The organism is candidate division KSB1 bacterium, assembly GCA_034506395.1.
In the GTDB taxonomy this organism is placed as follows: domain Bacteria; phylum Zhuqueibacterota; class Zhuqueibacteria; order Thermofontimicrobiales; family Thermofontimicrobiaceae; genus Thermofontimicrobium.
In genome coordinates this window covers 210592-229155 of sequence record JAPDPQ010000002.1, presented here as the reverse complement: position 1 = coordinate 229155, position 18564 = coordinate 210592, and the positions used below count along the sequence as shown (strand labels likewise).

Annotated in this window: 12 protein-coding genes; 9 read left to right on the top strand and 3 right to left on the bottom strand. The window is 45.7% G+C overall.

Annotation, left to right across the window (positions count from 1 at the left end; genetic code table 11):
- Positions 1-226: 226 nt before the first annotated feature.
- Positions 227-1096 carry an agmatinase gene (gene speB / locus ONB37_02230; GenBank protein MDZ7398961.1) on the bottom strand — a complete coding sequence of 290 codons (870 nt, stop codon included), beginning with the start codon at positions 1094-1096 and terminating at the stop codon, positions 227-229.
- Positions 1097-1503: 407 nt separating this feature from the next.
- Positions 1504-2046, bottom strand: coding sequence for an arginine decarboxylase, pyruvoyl-dependent (locus tag ONB37_02225; protein MDZ7398960.1), 543 nt, complete (start codon positions 2044-2046; stop codon positions 1504-1506).
- A 508-nt stretch (positions 2047-2554) separates the two neighbouring features.
- Between ONB37_02225 and ONB37_02220 the strand changes: the two genes are divergently transcribed.
- The 5 genes from ONB37_02220 (at position 2555) to ONB37_02200 (ending at position 11037) form a co-directional block, all read left to right on the top strand.
- Positions 2555-3712 (top strand): dipeptidase, encoded by a 1158-nt coding sequence (locus tag ONB37_02220; protein MDZ7398959.1) that lies wholly within the window; start codon positions 2555-2557, stop codon positions 3710-3712.
- A gap of 176 nt (positions 3713-3888) precedes the next feature.
- A complete protein-coding gene (locus ONB37_02215; protein MDZ7398958.1) occupies positions 3889-5610 on the top strand; it encodes an amidohydrolase in 1722 nt (573 codons plus the stop codon).
- 249 nt (positions 5611-5859) lie between these two features.
- Positions 5860-8418, top strand: coding sequence for a M14 family metallopeptidase (locus ONB37_02210; GenBank protein ID MDZ7398957.1), 2559 nt, complete (start codon positions 5860-5862; stop codon positions 8416-8418).
- Between the two features lie 253 nt (positions 8419-8671).
- Positions 8672-9979, top strand: coding sequence for a glucose-1-phosphate adenylyltransferase (locus tag ONB37_02205; protein ID MDZ7398956.1), 1308 nt, complete (start codon positions 8672-8674; stop codon positions 9977-9979).
- A 92-nt stretch (positions 9980-10071) separates the two neighbouring features.
- A complete protein-coding gene (locus ONB37_02200; GenBank protein MDZ7398955.1) occupies positions 10072-11037 on the top strand; it encodes a radical SAM protein in 966 nt (321 codons plus the stop codon).
- Between the two features lie 327 nt (positions 11038-11364).
- On the opposite strand, the gene ONB37_02195 is transcribed toward ONB37_02200, so the two are convergent.
- Positions 11365-12819 (bottom strand): OmpA family protein, encoded by a 1455-nt coding sequence (locus tag ONB37_02195; GenBank protein ID MDZ7398954.1) that lies wholly within the window; start codon positions 12817-12819, stop codon positions 11365-11367.
- 632 nt (positions 12820-13451) lie between these two features.
- Here ONB37_02195 and ONB37_02190 point away from each other — a divergent pair.
- The 4 genes from ONB37_02190 to dnaG all read left to right on the top strand — a co-directional run bounded on the left by ONB37_02190 (position 13452) and on the right by dnaG (position 18112).
- Complete coding sequence (locus tag ONB37_02190) at positions 13452-13796, top strand: RNA polymerase sigma factor (GenBank protein MDZ7398953.1); 345 nt, start codon at positions 13452-13454, stop codon at positions 13794-13796.
- A 38-nt stretch (positions 13797-13834) separates the two neighbouring features.
- The gene (locus ONB37_02185; protein ID MDZ7398952.1) at positions 13835-14356 is read left to right on the top strand and encodes a zinc ribbon domain-containing protein; all 522 of its coding nucleotides are present in this window, start codon (positions 13835-13837) and stop codon (positions 14354-14356) included.
- A gap of 253 nt (positions 14357-14609) precedes the next feature.
- On the top strand, positions 14610-16094 hold the full coding sequence (locus tag ONB37_02180; GenBank protein ID MDZ7398951.1) for a hypothetical protein: 1485 nt from the start codon (positions 14610-14612) through the stop codon (positions 16092-16094).
- Positions 16095-16294: 200 nt separating this feature from the next.
- Entirely contained in the window at positions 16295-18112 is a 1818-nt protein-coding gene (gene dnaG / locus ONB37_02175) for a DNA primase (GenBank protein ID MDZ7398950.1), read from the top strand.
- Positions 18113-18564: the final 452 nt, after the last annotated feature.

The window sequence follows — 18564 nt, the reverse complement described above, 5'->3', positions numbered from 1 at the left end:
AGTTGATAAATCGGAGTGGTGATCAAGCTGGTGAAATGTAGCAATTATGCGATACAAAGTCAAGCGATTTGTTCAGTGAATCGCCAGCCCGACGATCTGAAAAGTGGTTCAGTTCTTATCAACCATGCAAATGCCATTGGATTTGATTCTGCTCTTATTCCAATTTTCCACTATTCATCAAGTTCGATTGCTAAGGCCGTTTTATTGAATAAACTGATATCCAAATTCAACGCCGTCCCTTCAGTTTCAATCCGATCATCTTATAGATCATTTTTGCAGCCCAAAAATCAGAGTGGACATTGATTCCATCAGGCTTCAATTCCACCACGTCAAACCCGACCACATTTTTATAAGCGAAAACAGCTTCGAACAGATCGGCCACCTGATACCAGTTTAAGCCGCCAGGTTCTGGGGTGCCAACTGACGGCAGTTCCGCGGGACTGATGGCATCGAGATCAAACGTGATGAACACATTCTCGCTCAATGCCGAGAGAATTTGTTCGATCGGCAACGGAGCTGTTCGGATTTGGTGGTCATAAAAGATGATCGGTCGTTCCTGTTTGATGTAATCGACCTCTTCTGGTGAGACACTTCGAATCCCAATGGAAACGATATTTTTTGTATACTCTCGGATTCGTCGCATAACGCAAGCATGGCTGAACGGATCATCCAGATACTGATCGCGCAGGTCGGTGTGAGCGTCCAAATGCAACACGCTCAAATTGGGATGGTATTTATTCAATGCGCAAAAGACAGAATATGACAGGGTATGTTCTCCTCCCAAAACTACTGGAAATTTATTATCCTGTAATATCGCTGTTGTGGCCTGTTCAATTTGGTTGATTGCACCATCTATCGGAAGGTCATCAGAGAACTGTAAAGACGGAAGCGTGTGGATGCCATAGCGATAAGGGGCATCATCCAATTGCAAATCGTAAAGCTCAACATTATACGATGCTGCGATAATTGCTGCAGGACCTGCTGCCGTGCCTCGCATATAAGAAGTCGATCGCTCAAAAGGAACTGGCAATACAACAACTTTAGCGCTCCCATAATCGCAAAATTCGCCCATGAAATATTTGTAATCGTAGGCCATAGCCCGCTCCAGAATAATTTTGAAATGCTCTGCAATTCACTCAATAGCGTGATGCATCAGTTTTCTGCTTCTTCATCCATTTTAAAAATGCGAGGCGATCCCCTTCATCTTCACCAAATATTTATTCATCAACATCATTTTTAACAAAAATTGATTAGCTCACCATTCACGAATTGAGGACAGACCAAGTCAAAGCAGATCACCTCGTATGAAGCAGCGGTTGTTTCAAAAATCAACCTCATCTGCTTGAAAATGGGGCAAAAATACCTCGTGGATTTCTAATCCTTTGCTAATGTGATCCCAGCAAAAATGCGAATCGCCACTGGCTCGAGCCAAATAGCTGCTCTCAACTGAATTGACCGTTCAAACTGCTGAATAGCCGTTTGCCACTAAATCGGTCTCGATCATTAGCCGATTAGAATAGCCGCTGCCAGGCAGGTAGTCCAATAATTATTCTGCTTGCCCGTGGTAGCCACTGCAATATTCTGTGTCTTGACTAACTTGTCATTCATTTTCCAGATATCTTTGGTGCTATCCCAATCGATCACTTCTTTGGATCCTGCTAAAATTGTGGCTAACATATAGGCAGCGATGTCCTCGGCATATTCACCTGCTTCTTTCTCGGGCTTGCCAAAATCATGGTATTCGCTTAAATAGCCATGAAGCGAGCTATCCATGGGAATGGCAGCACCAATTGCAGCAGCAATTAATCGACCGTATTCATTTGTGGAGATGTCCGATAGAACCGTAAACAGAATTTGGCCGTCCTTTAATTTTTTCAATCCTTCTTCTTTTGAAATGATTTTGCAATGAGGAGGGAAAATTGAAGAGACCCGTACAATGTTAAACTGTGCGATACCCGCATCACGCAGCGCTAATTCGAAAGAAGTCAATTTGTCTTTGTGATGCCCGATACCGGTAGTAAAAAACATTTCTTTGGGTAGGTACATTCTTTTACTCCTTATAAATGACGGTTTAAAATTATGTCAGACCATAAAAGGTAACCTCTCTGTTTTTTTATTGGCTTGTTTTTTTAAAAAAACGTGGCAAATATATAAAACTATTTTAAAAAATGCAAGCAAAATAATCTTGCCCAACATACCATGCGGCTCAATTTTGTCGTTGCTCAGACTATGGCATTTTTTATTCTTCTTACCCCAGCCCATTCAGATATTCTTGAAAAAAATATTTTTTTGCTGGATGACAGAAATTTTTTTGTGTATATTTAGGTGAAAATCATCGATTGCGAGCGAAGGTTGGGAAGAACTATCATTGATGAAAATTCTTCAAGGTCTTATTTTCAATTAAGAACACAATCAATCAGTTTTTCACACCGATGGTGGAAATTATTTCAAAGAGAAATAGGAGGAAACATCAAAGATGTCAGGCTTGAATTTGAGTATAGTATTGCTACTGAACTCTCTATTTTTTTTCCCAGGCCAAACTCAGGATGACCCGATGATACGGAAAGCAGCTCAGATTCATGCTCGGGTGGTCACAATAGATTCGCATGTCGATACGCCTTTGCGGCTGCTTCGTTCTGACTTTGATCTCAGCCAAGATCACGAACCCAACCGGCGGTCTGGTAAACTGGATTTACCCCGGATGAAGCGGGGAGGGCTAGATGCCGTCTTTTTCGCTGTCTTCGTTGGCCAGGGTGAACGCAATGAATCTGGCAACACGCGCGCTCAAGCGGCCGCTCTGAAAGTTTTCGATGTGATTCATGACAATCTCAAAAAACATCACGAACTGGCAGAACTTGCGCTCACTCCGAAGGATGTCTATCGACTCGAAAAACGCGGGAAACGTGCCATTCTTATCGGGATGGAAAATGGCTATCCTATCGGCAATGATCTATCTCTGATCAGAAAATATTATGATCTTGGTGCCCGCTACATCACTCTGTGCCACACCAAGAACAACGATATCTGTGATTCTTCAACCGATACCACTGAACATCACGGTCTCAGCCAATTTGGAAAACAGGTGATCGCTGAAATGAATCGCATTGGCATGATGATCGATATCTCACACGTGTCAGATGAAACCTTTTACGATGTCATCGCCTTATCCAAGGCGCCGATCATCGCTTCGCATTCTTGTGCTCGAGCTTTGTGCGATCATCCCCGCAATCTGAGTGATGACATGCTGAAACGTCTGGCAGAAAATGGCGGAGTCATCCAAATGTGTCTCATGAGCGATTATGTCAAAAAAGCGGAGCCCAATCCAGAACGAGAAGCAGCCTTTCGAATGCTGGAAGAAAAATATCGAAACTTCGATCAACTCTCCGAAGAGGAACAACGTAAAGCGCGCCAGGAATGGTACGAGCTCAATGAAAAATATCCTCGCGAGTTGGCAACCGTATCAGACCTCGTTGACCACATCGATCACATCGTGAAGGTTGCTGGTATTGATCATGTCGGTATTGGGACCGATTTCGATGGTGGGGGCGGCGTCGAGGGCTGCAACGATGTGAGTGAGATGGGTAACATCACGTTAGAACTGGTGAAACGCGGTTATAATAAAGAACAGATTCGAAAAATTTGGGGCGGAAATCTCCTGCGGGTGATGACCGAAGTGGAGCGCATTGCTCGGCAACTTCAACGCACCAAATAACTGGGCAGTTTGAAAACGAAGAGAGAATTCTTGGCATCGCAATAATTTTGGAAAGCGATGTCCTCATAATTCATTAGATCACTTCGAAAATGGCCTTGGATTCTGTCGCCATCGAATTGATTTTCGGGGCAGTTCAGAAGGGTGTTAGCGATTTAATTCATAATAGGACAACGAAAATGAGAGAAACTCGAGTAATCTTTCTGTTAGTAATTTTCATCGCGTTATCAAAAATTCATTTTTGCTTGGGACAACCGCAGGTTCAATTTGCTGATTTGGTTTTATTGAACGGCAAAATCATCACGCTTGAAGAAGCCATGCCAGAGGCGCAAGCCCTTGCGGCGCGGGGAGACATCATTGTGGCGGTTGGCAGCAATGAGCAAATGAAACGATTCGTTTCATCTGAAACCCGAGTAATTGACCTGCGTGGCCAATTAGCCATTCCGGGCTTGATCGAGAGTCACGGGCATTTCATGAGCATGGGCCAAGCGAAAATGCGGCTCGATCTAACAATGGCGAAAAACTGGGATGAAATCGTTGCAATGGTGGCAGAGGCGGTCAAGAATGCAACCCCCGGGGAATGGATTTTGGGTCGTGGCTGGCATCAGGAAAAGTGGGATAAAATTCCGCAGCCAAATGTCGAAGGTCTTCCGTATCATTTTGATCTGAGTAAAGTATCACCAGACAATCCAGTATTTCTCACCCATGCCAGTGGTCATGCAGGCTATGCCAACGCAAAAGCGATGGAATTAGCTGGGATTACCAAATCGACACCTGATCCAGACGGCGGCGAAATTGTGCGGGATGAATATGGCAATCCAATAGGTGCGTTCCGCGAGGAGGCGCAAGGGCTTATCGCTATGGCCATGCGGGATTACCAGCACGCTCGAACAGCAGAACAACGCTTCGCCGATCAAGTGAAGACATTCGATCTGGCAGTACAGGAGTGCCTCTCGCATGGTATTACCAGCTTTCATGACGCTGGTTCTTCTTTCGAGACAATCGATTTTTTCAAGCAAATGGTCGATCAGGGCAGAATGGGGGTACGGCTCTACGTGATGATTAGCGAGAACAATCAGCGATTGGCACAAAAGTTGACCCAATATCGCCTGATCAATTATGGGGATAAGCGACTCACGGTGCGTGCAATTAAACGATTAATCGATGGGGCATTAGGTGCTCATGGCGCATGGCTGTTGGAGCCGTACAATAGCCTTCCAACCAGTGTCGGATTGAATACAGAGCCACTCGACCAGATGGAACAAACCGCCCGAATTGCAATTGAGAATGAGTTTCAGCTTTGTACCCATGCCATCGGCGATAGAGGAAACCGCGAGACATTAAACATATATGAGGCAGCCTTTCGATCCCATCCAGACAAAAAGGATCTGCGTTGGCGTATCGAGCACGCCCAACATTTACATCCTGATGACATCCCGAGATTTGGCCAACTGGGAATTATCGCTGCTATGCAGGGGATTCACTGCACCTCGGATGGCCCGTGGGTAATCAAGCGATTGGGCGAACAACGCGCCAGGGAAGGCGCCTACGTCTGGCAGACGCTAATTCAATCCGGCGCCATCATCGCTAACGGGACCGATGTCCCCGTTGAGCCGATTGATCCAATTGCCAACTTCTATGCCCTGGTCACTCGAAAAATGAAAAATGGCGAGGCATTTTTTCCAGAACAAAAAATGACGCGCCTTCAGGCACTGCGCAGCTATACGATCAACGGCGCCTATGCCGCTTTCGAAGAAAACATCAAAGGCACGTTAGCCCCAGGGAAATTAGCCGATATCACCGTGCTATCAAAAGACATCCTGACCATCCCTGAAGATGAAATCTTACAGACCGAAGTCACTTATACAATCGTCGGTGGCAAAGTAAGGTATCAAAAATAGCATACTCAAATAGTCTTTTTGGATGAAAGATGCATAGTGACCCTCCACTTGCCAGCAATTCTTGCTGTTCAGCGCGACGTAAGGTGATTTGCCTAAGGTCCACTGATCGACCCAATAAAGAAAAAGCGCTTGATATTTTGCTTAAAAATTGATATAATAAAAATAGAAGATTTGATGATAAGTTCATGATGGGATGGTTGATAACAATTTTGCTTTATGCCGGCTTAATGATTGTTTAAGGTAGCTTTCATGAAACGCATGTTTATTCACTTGATCATCCTTGCAGCTTTTTTGCTTCCTCAGCTTTCCACAGGACAGATCCCATCCCCAAAAGACCACCTCGGTTTTGAAGTTGGTGATGCCAAGAAGCTGGCAAATATGCATCAAATTCTCGATTATTTTCATCGGCTCGATGCAGCAAGCGATCGAATCGTTGTAGAACGTTTGGGCGAAACCACAGAGGGCAACCCTTTTATTGTAGCCTGTATTACGGCAATCAACAACCATGAAAATTTGAAAACTTATCAGACCTATCAACAACGTCTGGCGGATCCCCGGAGCATCGATGATGATGAAGCCGAAAAAATAATAGCCAAAGGCAAAACCGTGGTCATGATCAATTGCTCGATCCATGCCACTGAAATCGGTGCTTCGCAGATGGCGCTGAAATTGGCTTATGACCTTGCAGCAAAGGATGATCCGAACACACAGGAAATTCTGGATAACGTGATCTTGCTGTTCATCCCCATGCATAATCCCGATGGGATCCAGAAAGTGGTCGATTGGTATTATCGCCATCTCGGCACGAAATATGAAGGCTGTGGCTTGCCCTGGCTTTATCATAAATACGCTGGACATGACATCAATCGCGATTGGTACATGTTCACTCAGATCGAATCGCAATTAACACTGAAAATATTCCACGCTTGGCATCCCCAAATCGTGGTCGATTTGCATCAGATGGAAAGTCACGGGGCTCGGATGTTTGTTCCGCCGTACACCGATCCATTTGAGCCGAATGTGGATCCGATCATTCAGCAGCAGGTGGCGATGCTCGGCAGCTTTATTGCCTCTGAACTGACGGCCGAGGGCAAACCGGGTGTGATTCACAGCCAATATTTCGATGCCTGGACTCCGGGCCGTGCCTATCCACATTATCATGGCGGCGTCAGGATCCTCACCGAAACAGCCAGCGCCCGTATCGCCTCTCCAATTTCGATAAAATTTGAACAGCTTTCAAGCGTCGTGAGAACATCCTCAGTGAACATGCCATTTCCCTGGCATGGTGGGGACTGGACTTTGAAAGATATTGTCGAATACGATTATTCTGCTGCCAAAGCGGTACTGATCAATGCCGCGAGATTGCGGGAAAATTGGCTGAGAAATTTTTATCGCATTCATAAAAAAGCCGTAAACAGAACCGATCCGCCATTTGCGTTCATCGTCCCTTTATCCCAGCGCGACTTAGCAGCGACCATCAAAATGTTGCAAACGCTTCGCCTAGGCCAAGTGGAGATTCATCAGGCCAGTGCTGAATTTATTGCCGATGGCCAAAAGTTCCCGGCTGGCAGCTTTATCATCTATCTAGCTCAACCTTATGGCGGGTATGCGAAGGCCTTGCTTGAGCAACAATTTTACCCTGAAATCAAATACCCAACAACCGGCCAAATGGAATTCCCTTATGATGTGGTCGCTCATAATTTACCGCTTCTGATGGGCGTTGATGTCGTGCCTATCCTTAAGCCATTTCAAGTCATCTGTAAAAAACTTGATCCCATCCCAAAACCAAACGGATTGATTGATCTGCCAGAGGACCTGTTCGGTTATATATGGAGCTACCAGAGCAACGACGACGTCATCTTGGTGAACCGATTGATGAAACAGGATTATCAGGTCTATTGGACTGCGGTGCCGCTAACAACCGTTGATGGCGAATATCCACCAGGCACGTTGGTTGTAACTGGCACTAAAGCGCAGCTTGCAGCGATCCCGCGGTTTATCGGGGATCTTGCGGTTCACTTGACGGCATTAGAAAAAAGGCCAAGGATCCAGCTTTACCGGTTAAAGCCGGCTCGGCTCGGAATTTATCAGAGCTGGACTGCCAACATCGATGAGGGGTGGACTCGCTGGGTACTAGAGCAATTTGAATTCTCTTTCCAGCAAGTCAAAGATCAGAATGTGCGAAATGGCCATTTAAATCGTTGGTTGGATGTCATCATTATTCCCAGCTTATCGGACCGGTCGATTGTCCAAGGCAACTCGGTGGAAACCATGCCCATCGAGTTTTGCGGCGGGATCGGTGAACAGGGCGTGAACCATCTGCGCGCTTTTGTGCAACAAGGTGGAACACTCATCGCTATGAATCGAGCGGCGGATTTTGCCATCAGGCAATTCAACCTTGCGATAAGAAACTCGGTTCAGGACCTCGATCGCAGCGATTTTTTCGTTCCTGGATCCATTTTAAGGGTACAGGTTAACAATCACCATCCCATCGGATATGGATTTGAGCGGCAATCTGCCATTTTCTTCTGGAATAGCCCAGTATTCGAGGGAAAACAAGGGATCAGTGTGATCAATTACGCCTCTGATAAACTGTTGCTTAGCGGCTGGCTCACTGGGATGCAGTATCTCGCTAATCGCAGCGCGCTGATTGATGTTCCAATTGGCCGAGGAAAGATTGTACTTATCGGTTTTCCGGCTCTGTTTCGGGGTCAGGCCTATCGCACTTTTCGATTTTTATTCAATGCAATTTTTTATGCAACTGCTGAACCATCAGATTTTGCTCAAAAGGAGGATTTAACTGAATAAGCCAAATTCAATGTAAGATCTGCCGATAGAAAATTGGGCGCAAAATGAACTGCAAAGTAAGCAAATAACGATGGATCAAATGCTGTTCATTGAGTGATCGAGCCCTCGAGGGGTAGTTACTCGTTAGCAGAGGAAATAGGATTCTATTTTCGAGAGAAATAAGTTTGGATCATAAAAAATCGAATGGGTCTCAATAAGTAATATGGCGTTTCATGTGGACTGAACAACTAACAGCAAAAGCGGGAGGAGCAAAATGAAGGACGTTACAGCGGTCATACTCGGCGGTGGGCGCGGCAGTCGACTTTTTCCACTTACTTTGGAACGCGCCAAGCCGGCTGTTGGTTTTGCTGGTAAATATCGATTGATCGATATACCGATTTCCAATTGCATTAATTCAGGCATCAAACGGATGTTTGTTCTGACGCAGTTTCTATCTGCCAGTTTGCATCGCCATATCATGCAGACCTATCAGTTTGATGTTTTTTCAAATGGCTTTATCGATATTTTAGCGGCGGAGCAGACGCCAAAGGCTGAGAAATGGTTTCAGGGCACGGCGGATGCGGTCCGCGCTACCTGGCGCCACATCATGTACTATGACACCTCATTTATCCTCATCCTTTCGGGCGATCATCTCTATCGGATGAATTATTCAGATTTGCTGAAATATCATCAGGAAAAGGAGGCAGATATTACGGTGTGTGTCTATCCTGTCCCCCGCGCTGAAGCTCCAGAATTAGGGTTGCTCAAGGTCGACCGCGACGGGTTCATCAAAGATTTTCATGAGAAGCCCAAGGATCCTAAAATTATTGACAGGTTTAAAGCCCCTCCAGCATTGTTCAAGGCAATGAACCTCAAAGTTGATCCTGATCGTTATCTGGCCTCAATGGGAATTTATGTTTTTGACCCCAATATTCTAAGCAAGCTTTTAGCAGACTATTCACGGACCGATTTTGGGAGGGATATTATCCCATATGCCATTACTAAATACAAGGTTCTGGCCTATCCTTTTGCCGATTATTGGAAGGACATTGGAACAATCAGGACGTTTTTCGAAGCAAACATTTCGCTCGCCCAGCCAGATCCACCGTTCAAATTATATTATCCTGGCTGGCCGTTTTACACGCGTGCCCGATCGTTGCCCCCCAGCCGCATCATTCAATCAGAGATTCGTGACAGTATCGTAGGGGATGGCTCGGATATTACAGGAGCAAAAATCATCAATTCTGTCATCGGCGTTCGCAGCAACATTCATGAGGGCACTGTACTCAAAGAAGTGGTGATGATGGGCGCCGATTTCTTCGAAGGGGAGGATATTCTAACCAATTGGGAAGCCCCTAAAAATCACCGTCCTCCTCTGGGTATTGGCCGCAATTGCTACATCGAGCGCACCATCATCGATAAAAATGCCCGAATCGGCGACGGGGTCATTATTCGCCCCAAACCCAATGTCGATTACGAGGAGGGGGAAAATTTTTGGATCAAAGACGGGATCGTCGTGATTCCGAAAGGGGCAGTTTGGATGCCCGGCTCAAAATTAGGAGCGATGCCTGACAAGGATTAATCGCATCCGTTTTTTTCACAATTGAATTGCATTCGTAACTGAAAAACGAGGCCATGAAGACACTCAAGATATCACCCTTCAGGTCAGGAGGGATGATTTTATCTTACAAATGCAGCAGTTCCTGTCGGCATTGCATTTACGCCAGTTGTCCCCGATGGCGCGATTGGATGACCGAGGCAGACCTGGCACATTATTACGACCAAATGCGACACTACACCCCGAATCAGGTGGGCATCCATTTGGGCGGTGGGGAGCCGTTTCTCAATTTGGAACTGACGCTGCGCGCGGTGGAGCTTGCGATCGAACATGATGTGCCCCTTCAATATGTTGAAACCAATGCGTTTTGGTGCGAGGACGATGATCTCACCGCCTACCAATTCACGCTCCTGCGCGATTCTGGGCTACCAGCAGTGCTGATTAGCGTCTCACCGTTTCATAATGAGTTCATCCCTTTCGAGCGAACCCATCGCGCCATCACCATCGCCCGAGAAATCTACGGACCTTATAATGTGCTTGTCTATACGAGCTTTTTCTATAATCAACTTCAGGATTACAATCCGCAGATTCAGATCCCGTTCAATCGCTACCTCAACACGGTTGGATATGAACAAGCCGCCCGCTCTTTCATTGAAAATTTCGGCTTAATCCCGATCGGCCGTGCCGCATCCCGATTGAATTTTCTCTATCAAAAACGACCTGCCGAGGTGTTTTTTCATCAAAACTGCCTCGCTGAGCTGACCAACCCAGAACATATTCATATCGATCCTTATGGCAATTACATCGCCAGCTTCTGCGCCGGGATATCCCTCGGCGACGCACACCAACTCGGCAAATTATTTGAAGGGATCAATCTCGATGAGCGCCCAATTATCGATATTCTGGTTCACTCTGGGGTGGAAGGCCTGCTCAAATTGGCTGAAGATCAGTTCAATTTTCAGCCCGATCCCCAAGGCTACATCGCAAAATGCCATCTCTGTCAGGAGATCAGATCTCATATCGTCCGTTGCACCGATCAATTCATTGAATTGAAACCAGTGGAATACTATCAATACCTCTAATTCTGACACCCCGGATAAAATGCTATAATTTTAATTGAAGCCCTCTATTCGTTTATGCAAACAGGCTATCATTGGCAAAGTGGATGTCAAGCATGTCAAGTCAGCCAATCCTCAACAGGTTATTTCATGAGATAAAAGAGATTCCTGCATCCGCAGGAAAGATATTTTCATATTCACAGTTCGCACATTATGTAGAGCTAGAATTTATAAGCAAAGTTGATAGCTAATTTCCTCTAATAAAAAAAAGGGCAGTGGCCCCACCGTCATTACCACTGCCCATTGAGGAATTTTCCTCCTGCTGGTACCCCCGACAACTTTGTAGGTAGCTTATTTGATCCTCACCATTTCGATCCGTCGGTTCTGGGCTCGACCTTCAGGTGTATCATTCGAGGCCACTGGATCTTTTTCACCATATCCGACAGCTCGCAGTCGCGAAGCATCGATGCCATGATCGATCAAATATTGCATCACCGCTTTGGCTCGGCGTTCCGATAATTTCTGATTTGCTGAAACTGAACCTTGACTATCAGTATAACCCCGAATTTCGACCATCACCTCAGGGTTATCTTTCAGTCCTTGGATCACCTCATCCAAGATCGCAATCGATTCTGGTGTCAATTCCGCACTGCCGATTTCAAAATTCACTCCTTTGAGCACCAATTTGGCGCCTTTTTTCTCCATTACTGGCATCGGCTTGGTATCTGGACAACCATCCTCATCTTGATAGCCATTAATGGTTTCTTTTGTGTTCTCACCGCGGGCAACAGTGGCGTCGCTCCCTGGGCACTGGTCAGCGCTATCGAGGATGCCGTCCCCATCATTATCAGGATCAGGTATACCGTCCTCATCTTGGAATTTGTCAAAATCTTCTGGTTCATTGGGCGCTTTATCCCGAACATCTGGAATCCCATCTCCATCATTATCAGGATCAGGGGCACCATCCTCATCTTGAAATCCGTCCTTATCTTCAGCCTGATTGGGCGCCATGTCCCGTTCATCTGGGATCCCATCGCCATCATTATCCAAATCTGGCGCTCCGTCTTCGTCCTGAAAGCCGTCAAAATCTTCTGGCCGCTTCGGATCCGCATCCCGCTTATCTTCGATGCCATCTTTATCCGTGTCTTTGGAATATCCGAAATAGAGCGATAACGTTGCACGGCCATACGGTGCATAACCATTTTCGTCGGCATAGCCAACGTTATCCTTCCGATCAGTGTAGGCTAACGCCACAATGCCGGCTTGTAAATCTAACGCCAGACCAGACATGATAAACGTTTCAATGCCCGCCCCGATATTGAACAATGGATTTATTTGCGTCTCTCCATATACGCTTTGGCCCCATACTAAAGCCTGGTCTTTGAACACGTTTTTCTTTTCGCCGCTTTCATCACGCAAATCCCACACATATACCCCAGCGCCAAAGAAGCCGTAGGGCTTAATGGCAGCATTAGGTGCTGGCGTGACCTTCAATTCAAGAGCTGCAGGAAAGGTGAACGTTCGATAGGGTGCATTCTCATCAGCGGCAAAGCGCTTTCCAAGTTGTGTAGGTTTGAAACTCCCGTAATTCAGATTAAAATCGAACATGAGATTTGGCGATAAACCGTACCGCAGCGATAAACCGCCACCCGTTCCCAGTGCAGCGCGATCAACTTGACCGCCGACAAATTTAAAAAGATTGCCGGTCACTCCAATTCCTTTGCTGTGATCCCAGCTCTGAGCCCCCACTGTGGTTGTTGCTAAAGTTAGCCAAATCAGGACAATCATTGCCCGTTTCAAGCCCATTTTTGCTCTCCTTATTTTGAATTTTTGAGATGGTGATGGCGTGACTGGAATATTTTTTTAGCCTGCTCTAAAATTATATTTCGTTCAAGTCTTAATCTGTTACATAAAAAATAGGTGCAGGCAATCAAGCTTCGCGAGTTGCGAAGCAAAGCGGGGATGAAGCCTGACCGCCTGCATGCTTTTCCCCAGGGTTGCTATTATTAAATCATCGAAATACTCTGATTTCCTTCAAAAACAAAAGAGCCCCGCAGGTTTAGCTGATCCTGCCCCGTTGTGAGTAGCCAGGTTGAAATTTCCGTAAGTCGCCCCTCTTAAACCTGCGGGATGCTATCCCATGGAAACAGGCGCACGGCAATGGATCTCGAGTGGATACAACTTTAGCGCCTGCATCAGCAATCGATCTCTGAATTTACAAGACGCGTGCCAAAAATTTAACAATGCTAATTTGCTTGAAATAATAGTGGGTTACTCAAATTTTTGAGGCCATCTGCGATTTTTAGAAATAGAATATTTTGGTCAAATGACCAGATCATTTGGCCTTTTCCCCATTTTTTTAGCGAAAAATTTACCAGAACCTTTGGTTCACTCATCCGTCTATATTGTTGAAAGATGAATGGACGTGGAGAAGATAAATGGCGGCCACTGACGACCAATTAATTCAGCGTATTTACAACCAGGATGTCAGCGCCTTTGACGAGCTATATGAAAAATATCAGACCGCAGTCTATCGTTTTGCCTGTTACCTGACGCAGAATCGAATGGAGGCTGACGATCTATTTCAGGAGACGTGGCTACGGGCCGTGCGCTTTCTGCCAAATAATCCATCGGTTCGCGATTTTAAAGCTTGGATTTTAACTATTGCCATTAATCTGCACCGCGATCAACTGCGGAAGAAGAGAATCAGGCGGTTTTTTGGGTTCGAGCGATCTATCACCATAGAAAAAATCCAAGGGATACAATTTAAGCTTGAACTATGAGCAATTTTCGAACATCACCAATAGATAGGAGGTCATACATGGCTACTACAGATCGAAAAAATTTTTCAAAAATTCTGCTGATCATTTTTATCTGTATCATTTTAATGTTAATCTTGATTGGCATCCTTTCAAAATTAGGGTGGATCCCCTGGTTTCATCGTGTAGCTTTACTCGAAGGCCTCGCGGCGATCCCGTTCATGCTCATACTTCTGATTCCCATTTTCGGCTTAATCATTGTAGTTTGGGTTTATTACGATGCGAAACGTCACGGGATGAATGGTATCTTATGGGCGCTATTGGTCTTAGTAGGCCATCTTGCAGCGTTTATTATTTATTTAATCGTCCGAAATGGACAGTTCCCTGTGATTGCAGCCGGAAGTGCAACACAGCCATGTCCAAGTTGCGGCAATATGGTGGCCCAAACCCATAGCTATTGCCCTCAGTGCGGTGCTCAAGTTCGTCCATTCTGCCCCAATTGTCAGAAAACTATTGCCAATAACTGGTCGGTTTGCCCGTATTGTGGACAGAAATTGAAAAATTCACAAGAACCAGCACAGTGAGCGTGTTTATGCAATCCAAACTTCTTTCAGAACATATTCCATAAAACATTCTTTCTGAGATCACTTTCTCATTATCCAGTTTTATAGTTCGCACATCAAAATCTGGAGAATTGAATATAGCAATCCCTAAATCCAAGTGATATTTTCTCCTTGATTTCCAACCGATTTCTCGCTATATTTTCTGGCAGCGGTAATGAGCATTATTTGGATCTCCATTGACTAAATAAGCAATCGCCCAAAAAATTTCCCAGAAATGAAAACTCATTGGATCATCCAACTGGTCATTTGGCTGCTGGCACCACTTTCGACGCTTTCCTTGGCGCAAATGATCGATCTAAAGCCTCCCGCAATGGGCTACCTATCTTTGGTTCTCGATAGCGAGACCACTGGCCTCAACCTCTACGATTTCGGGTCGAATCCAGCATGGCTGATCAATGATCAATCCAGAGGCTGGTTCTCAGTTTCAAGTCTTGCCAAATCGGAAGCAGGTAAGTTTAGACGCCGCTATGATCCAGAAAAATTTTTTGACTTTTCTGCCGGTTTCGAAGGCGTAAAAATATTGGATCAGAATCAGGCCTTTTGGGGAGCGGCCAACTATCACGCGTTCAGTTTGACGCGAGTGAGTCATGCGATCAACCGCACTCCGTACGATGAACACCCGTTTCGGGCGACCGATGAAACCGAGGGCAATTTCGATTATTGGGGGCCATCCGTAATTGCTCAGTATAGCCGACAATTGGTAATGGGCAAACTTTATTGGGGCGCTTCATTGGGCTATCGCATCGAAACTGGCCTGAAGGACCAATTTCCCCAACCGCGCATCATCGATCGAGAAGTAATAACCAGCACTGGGTTTGCTTGGCGCATCTTTGACCCGCTGATCGTTGGCATTTTACTCCAATATGATGACGCTCAGGAATTTATCGAAGCGCAAAGCAGCAGCCAGCTTGAGCAAAGGACCATCGTCATCACGCTGTTTCGAGGAGAGACGATCGGTGTCAAACGGCTTGGGATGTTCGAGCAATTCACCAATCGACGTAACTTCGGTTCTCAACTACAGCTCCACTTTCGGCGTACTGAACTGGGGGAGTCAATAATGTCACTCGGTTGTCGGCTGCAGCGATTGGAGATTTTCGAAAGCAGCGTGAGACCAGTCCTTAATGCAAAATGGAATAATCATAGTCTTGAGCTCCACTGGAAAAATCGCATGAATTTGTTCACCATGCCGCTGCAATTGGGTTGGTCATTTGATTACGATTATAGCAATGATTGGGCAGTTCACCCCGATTTTGATCTGCTCTGGGGCGATGATTACTCGAATCAGTATCAAGTAGGGGTCGGTCTTGCGTTTTCTTCTCCCTCGTCCCCCCTGTTTTTCGGCATCGAATATCAGATTGACCAGATCCATCATGAAAAAAATGATTATATCAGTCGACTATTCGCTGCTGGCAAAATCAAATCTCGGGAACTCCGCTGCGGTACTGAATTCACCTTCTTTAACCGTTGGAAAATTCGAGCTGGCTATACTTATCAACTAAACCTCATGCCTGGATCGCTTCTATCGTTCAGCGAATTTCTGCCAGAACACCACCGTTATCGCATGACCTTTGGGTTGGCCAACCATTTTAAACAAGTGGCGATCGAATTGGCCGCCTTTTACGGCTGTCTCCAAGCCGAGCACCAGAACCGTCACTCATTTTTCACTCTCATCAATGCGAAGATCTATCGAGGTCAATAATTCTATCAATCGATTTCGTGAGTAAGCTCAAAATAAATGAGAAACTTTGGATCGTTGATAGGAATTCGATCAACTGATTGATCGTCTCTGACATCTTATACTGCAACGAGAGATTTTCTGCTTGATTTTTAAAATGAAAATATCTAATTTAGCCAACGGCCAAATCAGATTTAAGCTAAAGAATAAAGAACTCATTTCGCATGAGCTATAAGATCCCTGAAGAAAAAATTGCCCAGGTCCGCGATGCGACCGATATTGTGGCCCTTATTTCTAATTATCTCACCCTAAAAAAATCGGGTAAAGGCTATCAGGGATTATGCCCGTTTCATGCCGACAATTCCCCCTCGTTCTATGTGAACCCGAATACGCAGCTTTATTATTGCTTCGGTTGCCAAAAGGGTGGCAATGTGTTCAATTTCTTGATGGAAATGGAGAAGATGTCGTTCATCGAAGCGGTGGAATTTTTAGCGGAAAAGGCTGGAATAACGTTGCCGCGCTCCCAGGTTGATGAGCGTCGCGAGAAGGAACGCGAGGCGCTCTGTTTCGTCAATCGCTGGGCTGCTAATCTTTTCTATAAAAATTTATTCTCGCCAAATGGGAAGGCCGCGCTGGACTATCTGCAGGGCAGGGGCATCAGCCATGAAATGATCAAAACCTTTGGTTTAGGATATTCGCTTCCAGAATGGGATGGCTTAATCCGGCAAGCTCAGAAAGACTCCGTTTCCACGGAAATTTTGCTCAAAGCTGGGCTCATTATCAAACGAGATGCTGGGGGCTATTACGATCGCTTTCGTGGCAGAATCATGGTGCCAATTATCGACCTTTATAAGAAGGTCCTGGGATTCGGAGCCAGAAGGCTCATCGAAGACGACTCGCCGAAATATATCAATTCCCCAGAGACGCCGATCTACCAAAAAGGCCAGATCCTGTTTGGGCTCTATCAGAGCCGCGATGCGATCAAGCAACAGGACCAGGCGATTCTGGTTGAGGGCTATTTCGATCTGATCAGCCTCTATCAGGCTGGCATCCGAAACGTGGTCGCCACTTCGGGCACGGCACTAACATCGGCACAAGCGCGGTTGATCAAACGTTTTACTGAAAATGTGATCTTGCTCTATGATGCCGATACAGCCGGCTCGTTAGCAGCCATGCGTGGAGCTGATATCTTTCTCGATGAAGGTTTGGAAGTGAAAATTGTAACCCTTCCCGCTGGGCACGATCCCGACAGCTATGTCCGCCAGCGCGGGGTCGATTATTTCAAACAAGTGCTCTCGTTCGCAAAGCCAATTATCAAATTTAAAATAGAAACCATGTCGCGGACGCTGGACCTTTCCACCAGCCAGGGCAAATCGAAATTGATCGATTCGCTATTGGAAACGATCATCCGCATCAAAGATAGCATCAAGCAGAATTTGGCTCTCAAGGAAGTGGCCGAGCACTTTGGGCTGGACGAGCGCTCGCTAATGGACCGACTGCTCTACAAAAAGCGCAATAACCTCTATCGGCCGGAAATCGCGGTCCCTGATCAGACCATTGGACAGAGGTCAAAACCGCGACCCAAATCGAAATACGAGCTAGCCGAGGAAGATCTGGTCCGCCTTGCGCTCCAAGATGGCCAGCTCTTAAAATTTATCGCAAAACATCTCTCCGATGAGGAGCTATCCGATCCAGAAATCAAATCCATCTTCGCGATCATTCGGCAATTAAATCAGGAGAAGGATCGAGTGACGCCCCAGCAAGTCATCGAATCATCGACAGATCCAAAAATCGCCGCGCGCTTGGCCAATATCATTAGCACGAGTTATAACGATGATATCGATCTTCAAAAATTGGCTGAGGATTGCTTGGTGCTCTTAAAACGGCGTCGCCTCGAAAATATCTTGGTTAACTTAGAAAAAGAAATCAAAATCGGCCAGGAAAAAGGTTTAGATGTCACCCATTATGCGAAGCAATATCTGGAATACCGAGAACAGATCAAAAGGATCACTGCTAAGACGCTTCTGAATTCACCAATATAATAAAATGCCTCTCTTATTCATCTTTAGTGCATCAAAAAGATTTCACATTAACCAAAACGGTGAAGAATTTCCCTTCGCGGATCCTTAACATCGGGCTGTTCAATTAAGTAGATCTTCTCTTTGTTTCAATCAAATCCTCAAACGGATTAATTTACCCTATATTGTCTTTTCATTTCCGTTTGGGCAATGGCATAATGTTTGCAATTTTACGGCGAATGAAATTCTTTAAGCTGGGGATATTCTACTTACATCAAGTGGACATTCGGTTTTCAAATCCAGCAACAGTTGCAACGAATCGGGTTAGGGCTTTCCTCAATAATGCTGTTGTTGGAAGGTTCGATTGCCCAAAATACTCACGGTGTCTCAGCTCAAGTCAATTCCGCACCATGATTTTGCACCTTTGCGAAACGATTGACCACGCCTGAGCCACAAAAACGGTCAGGGATTCCAGT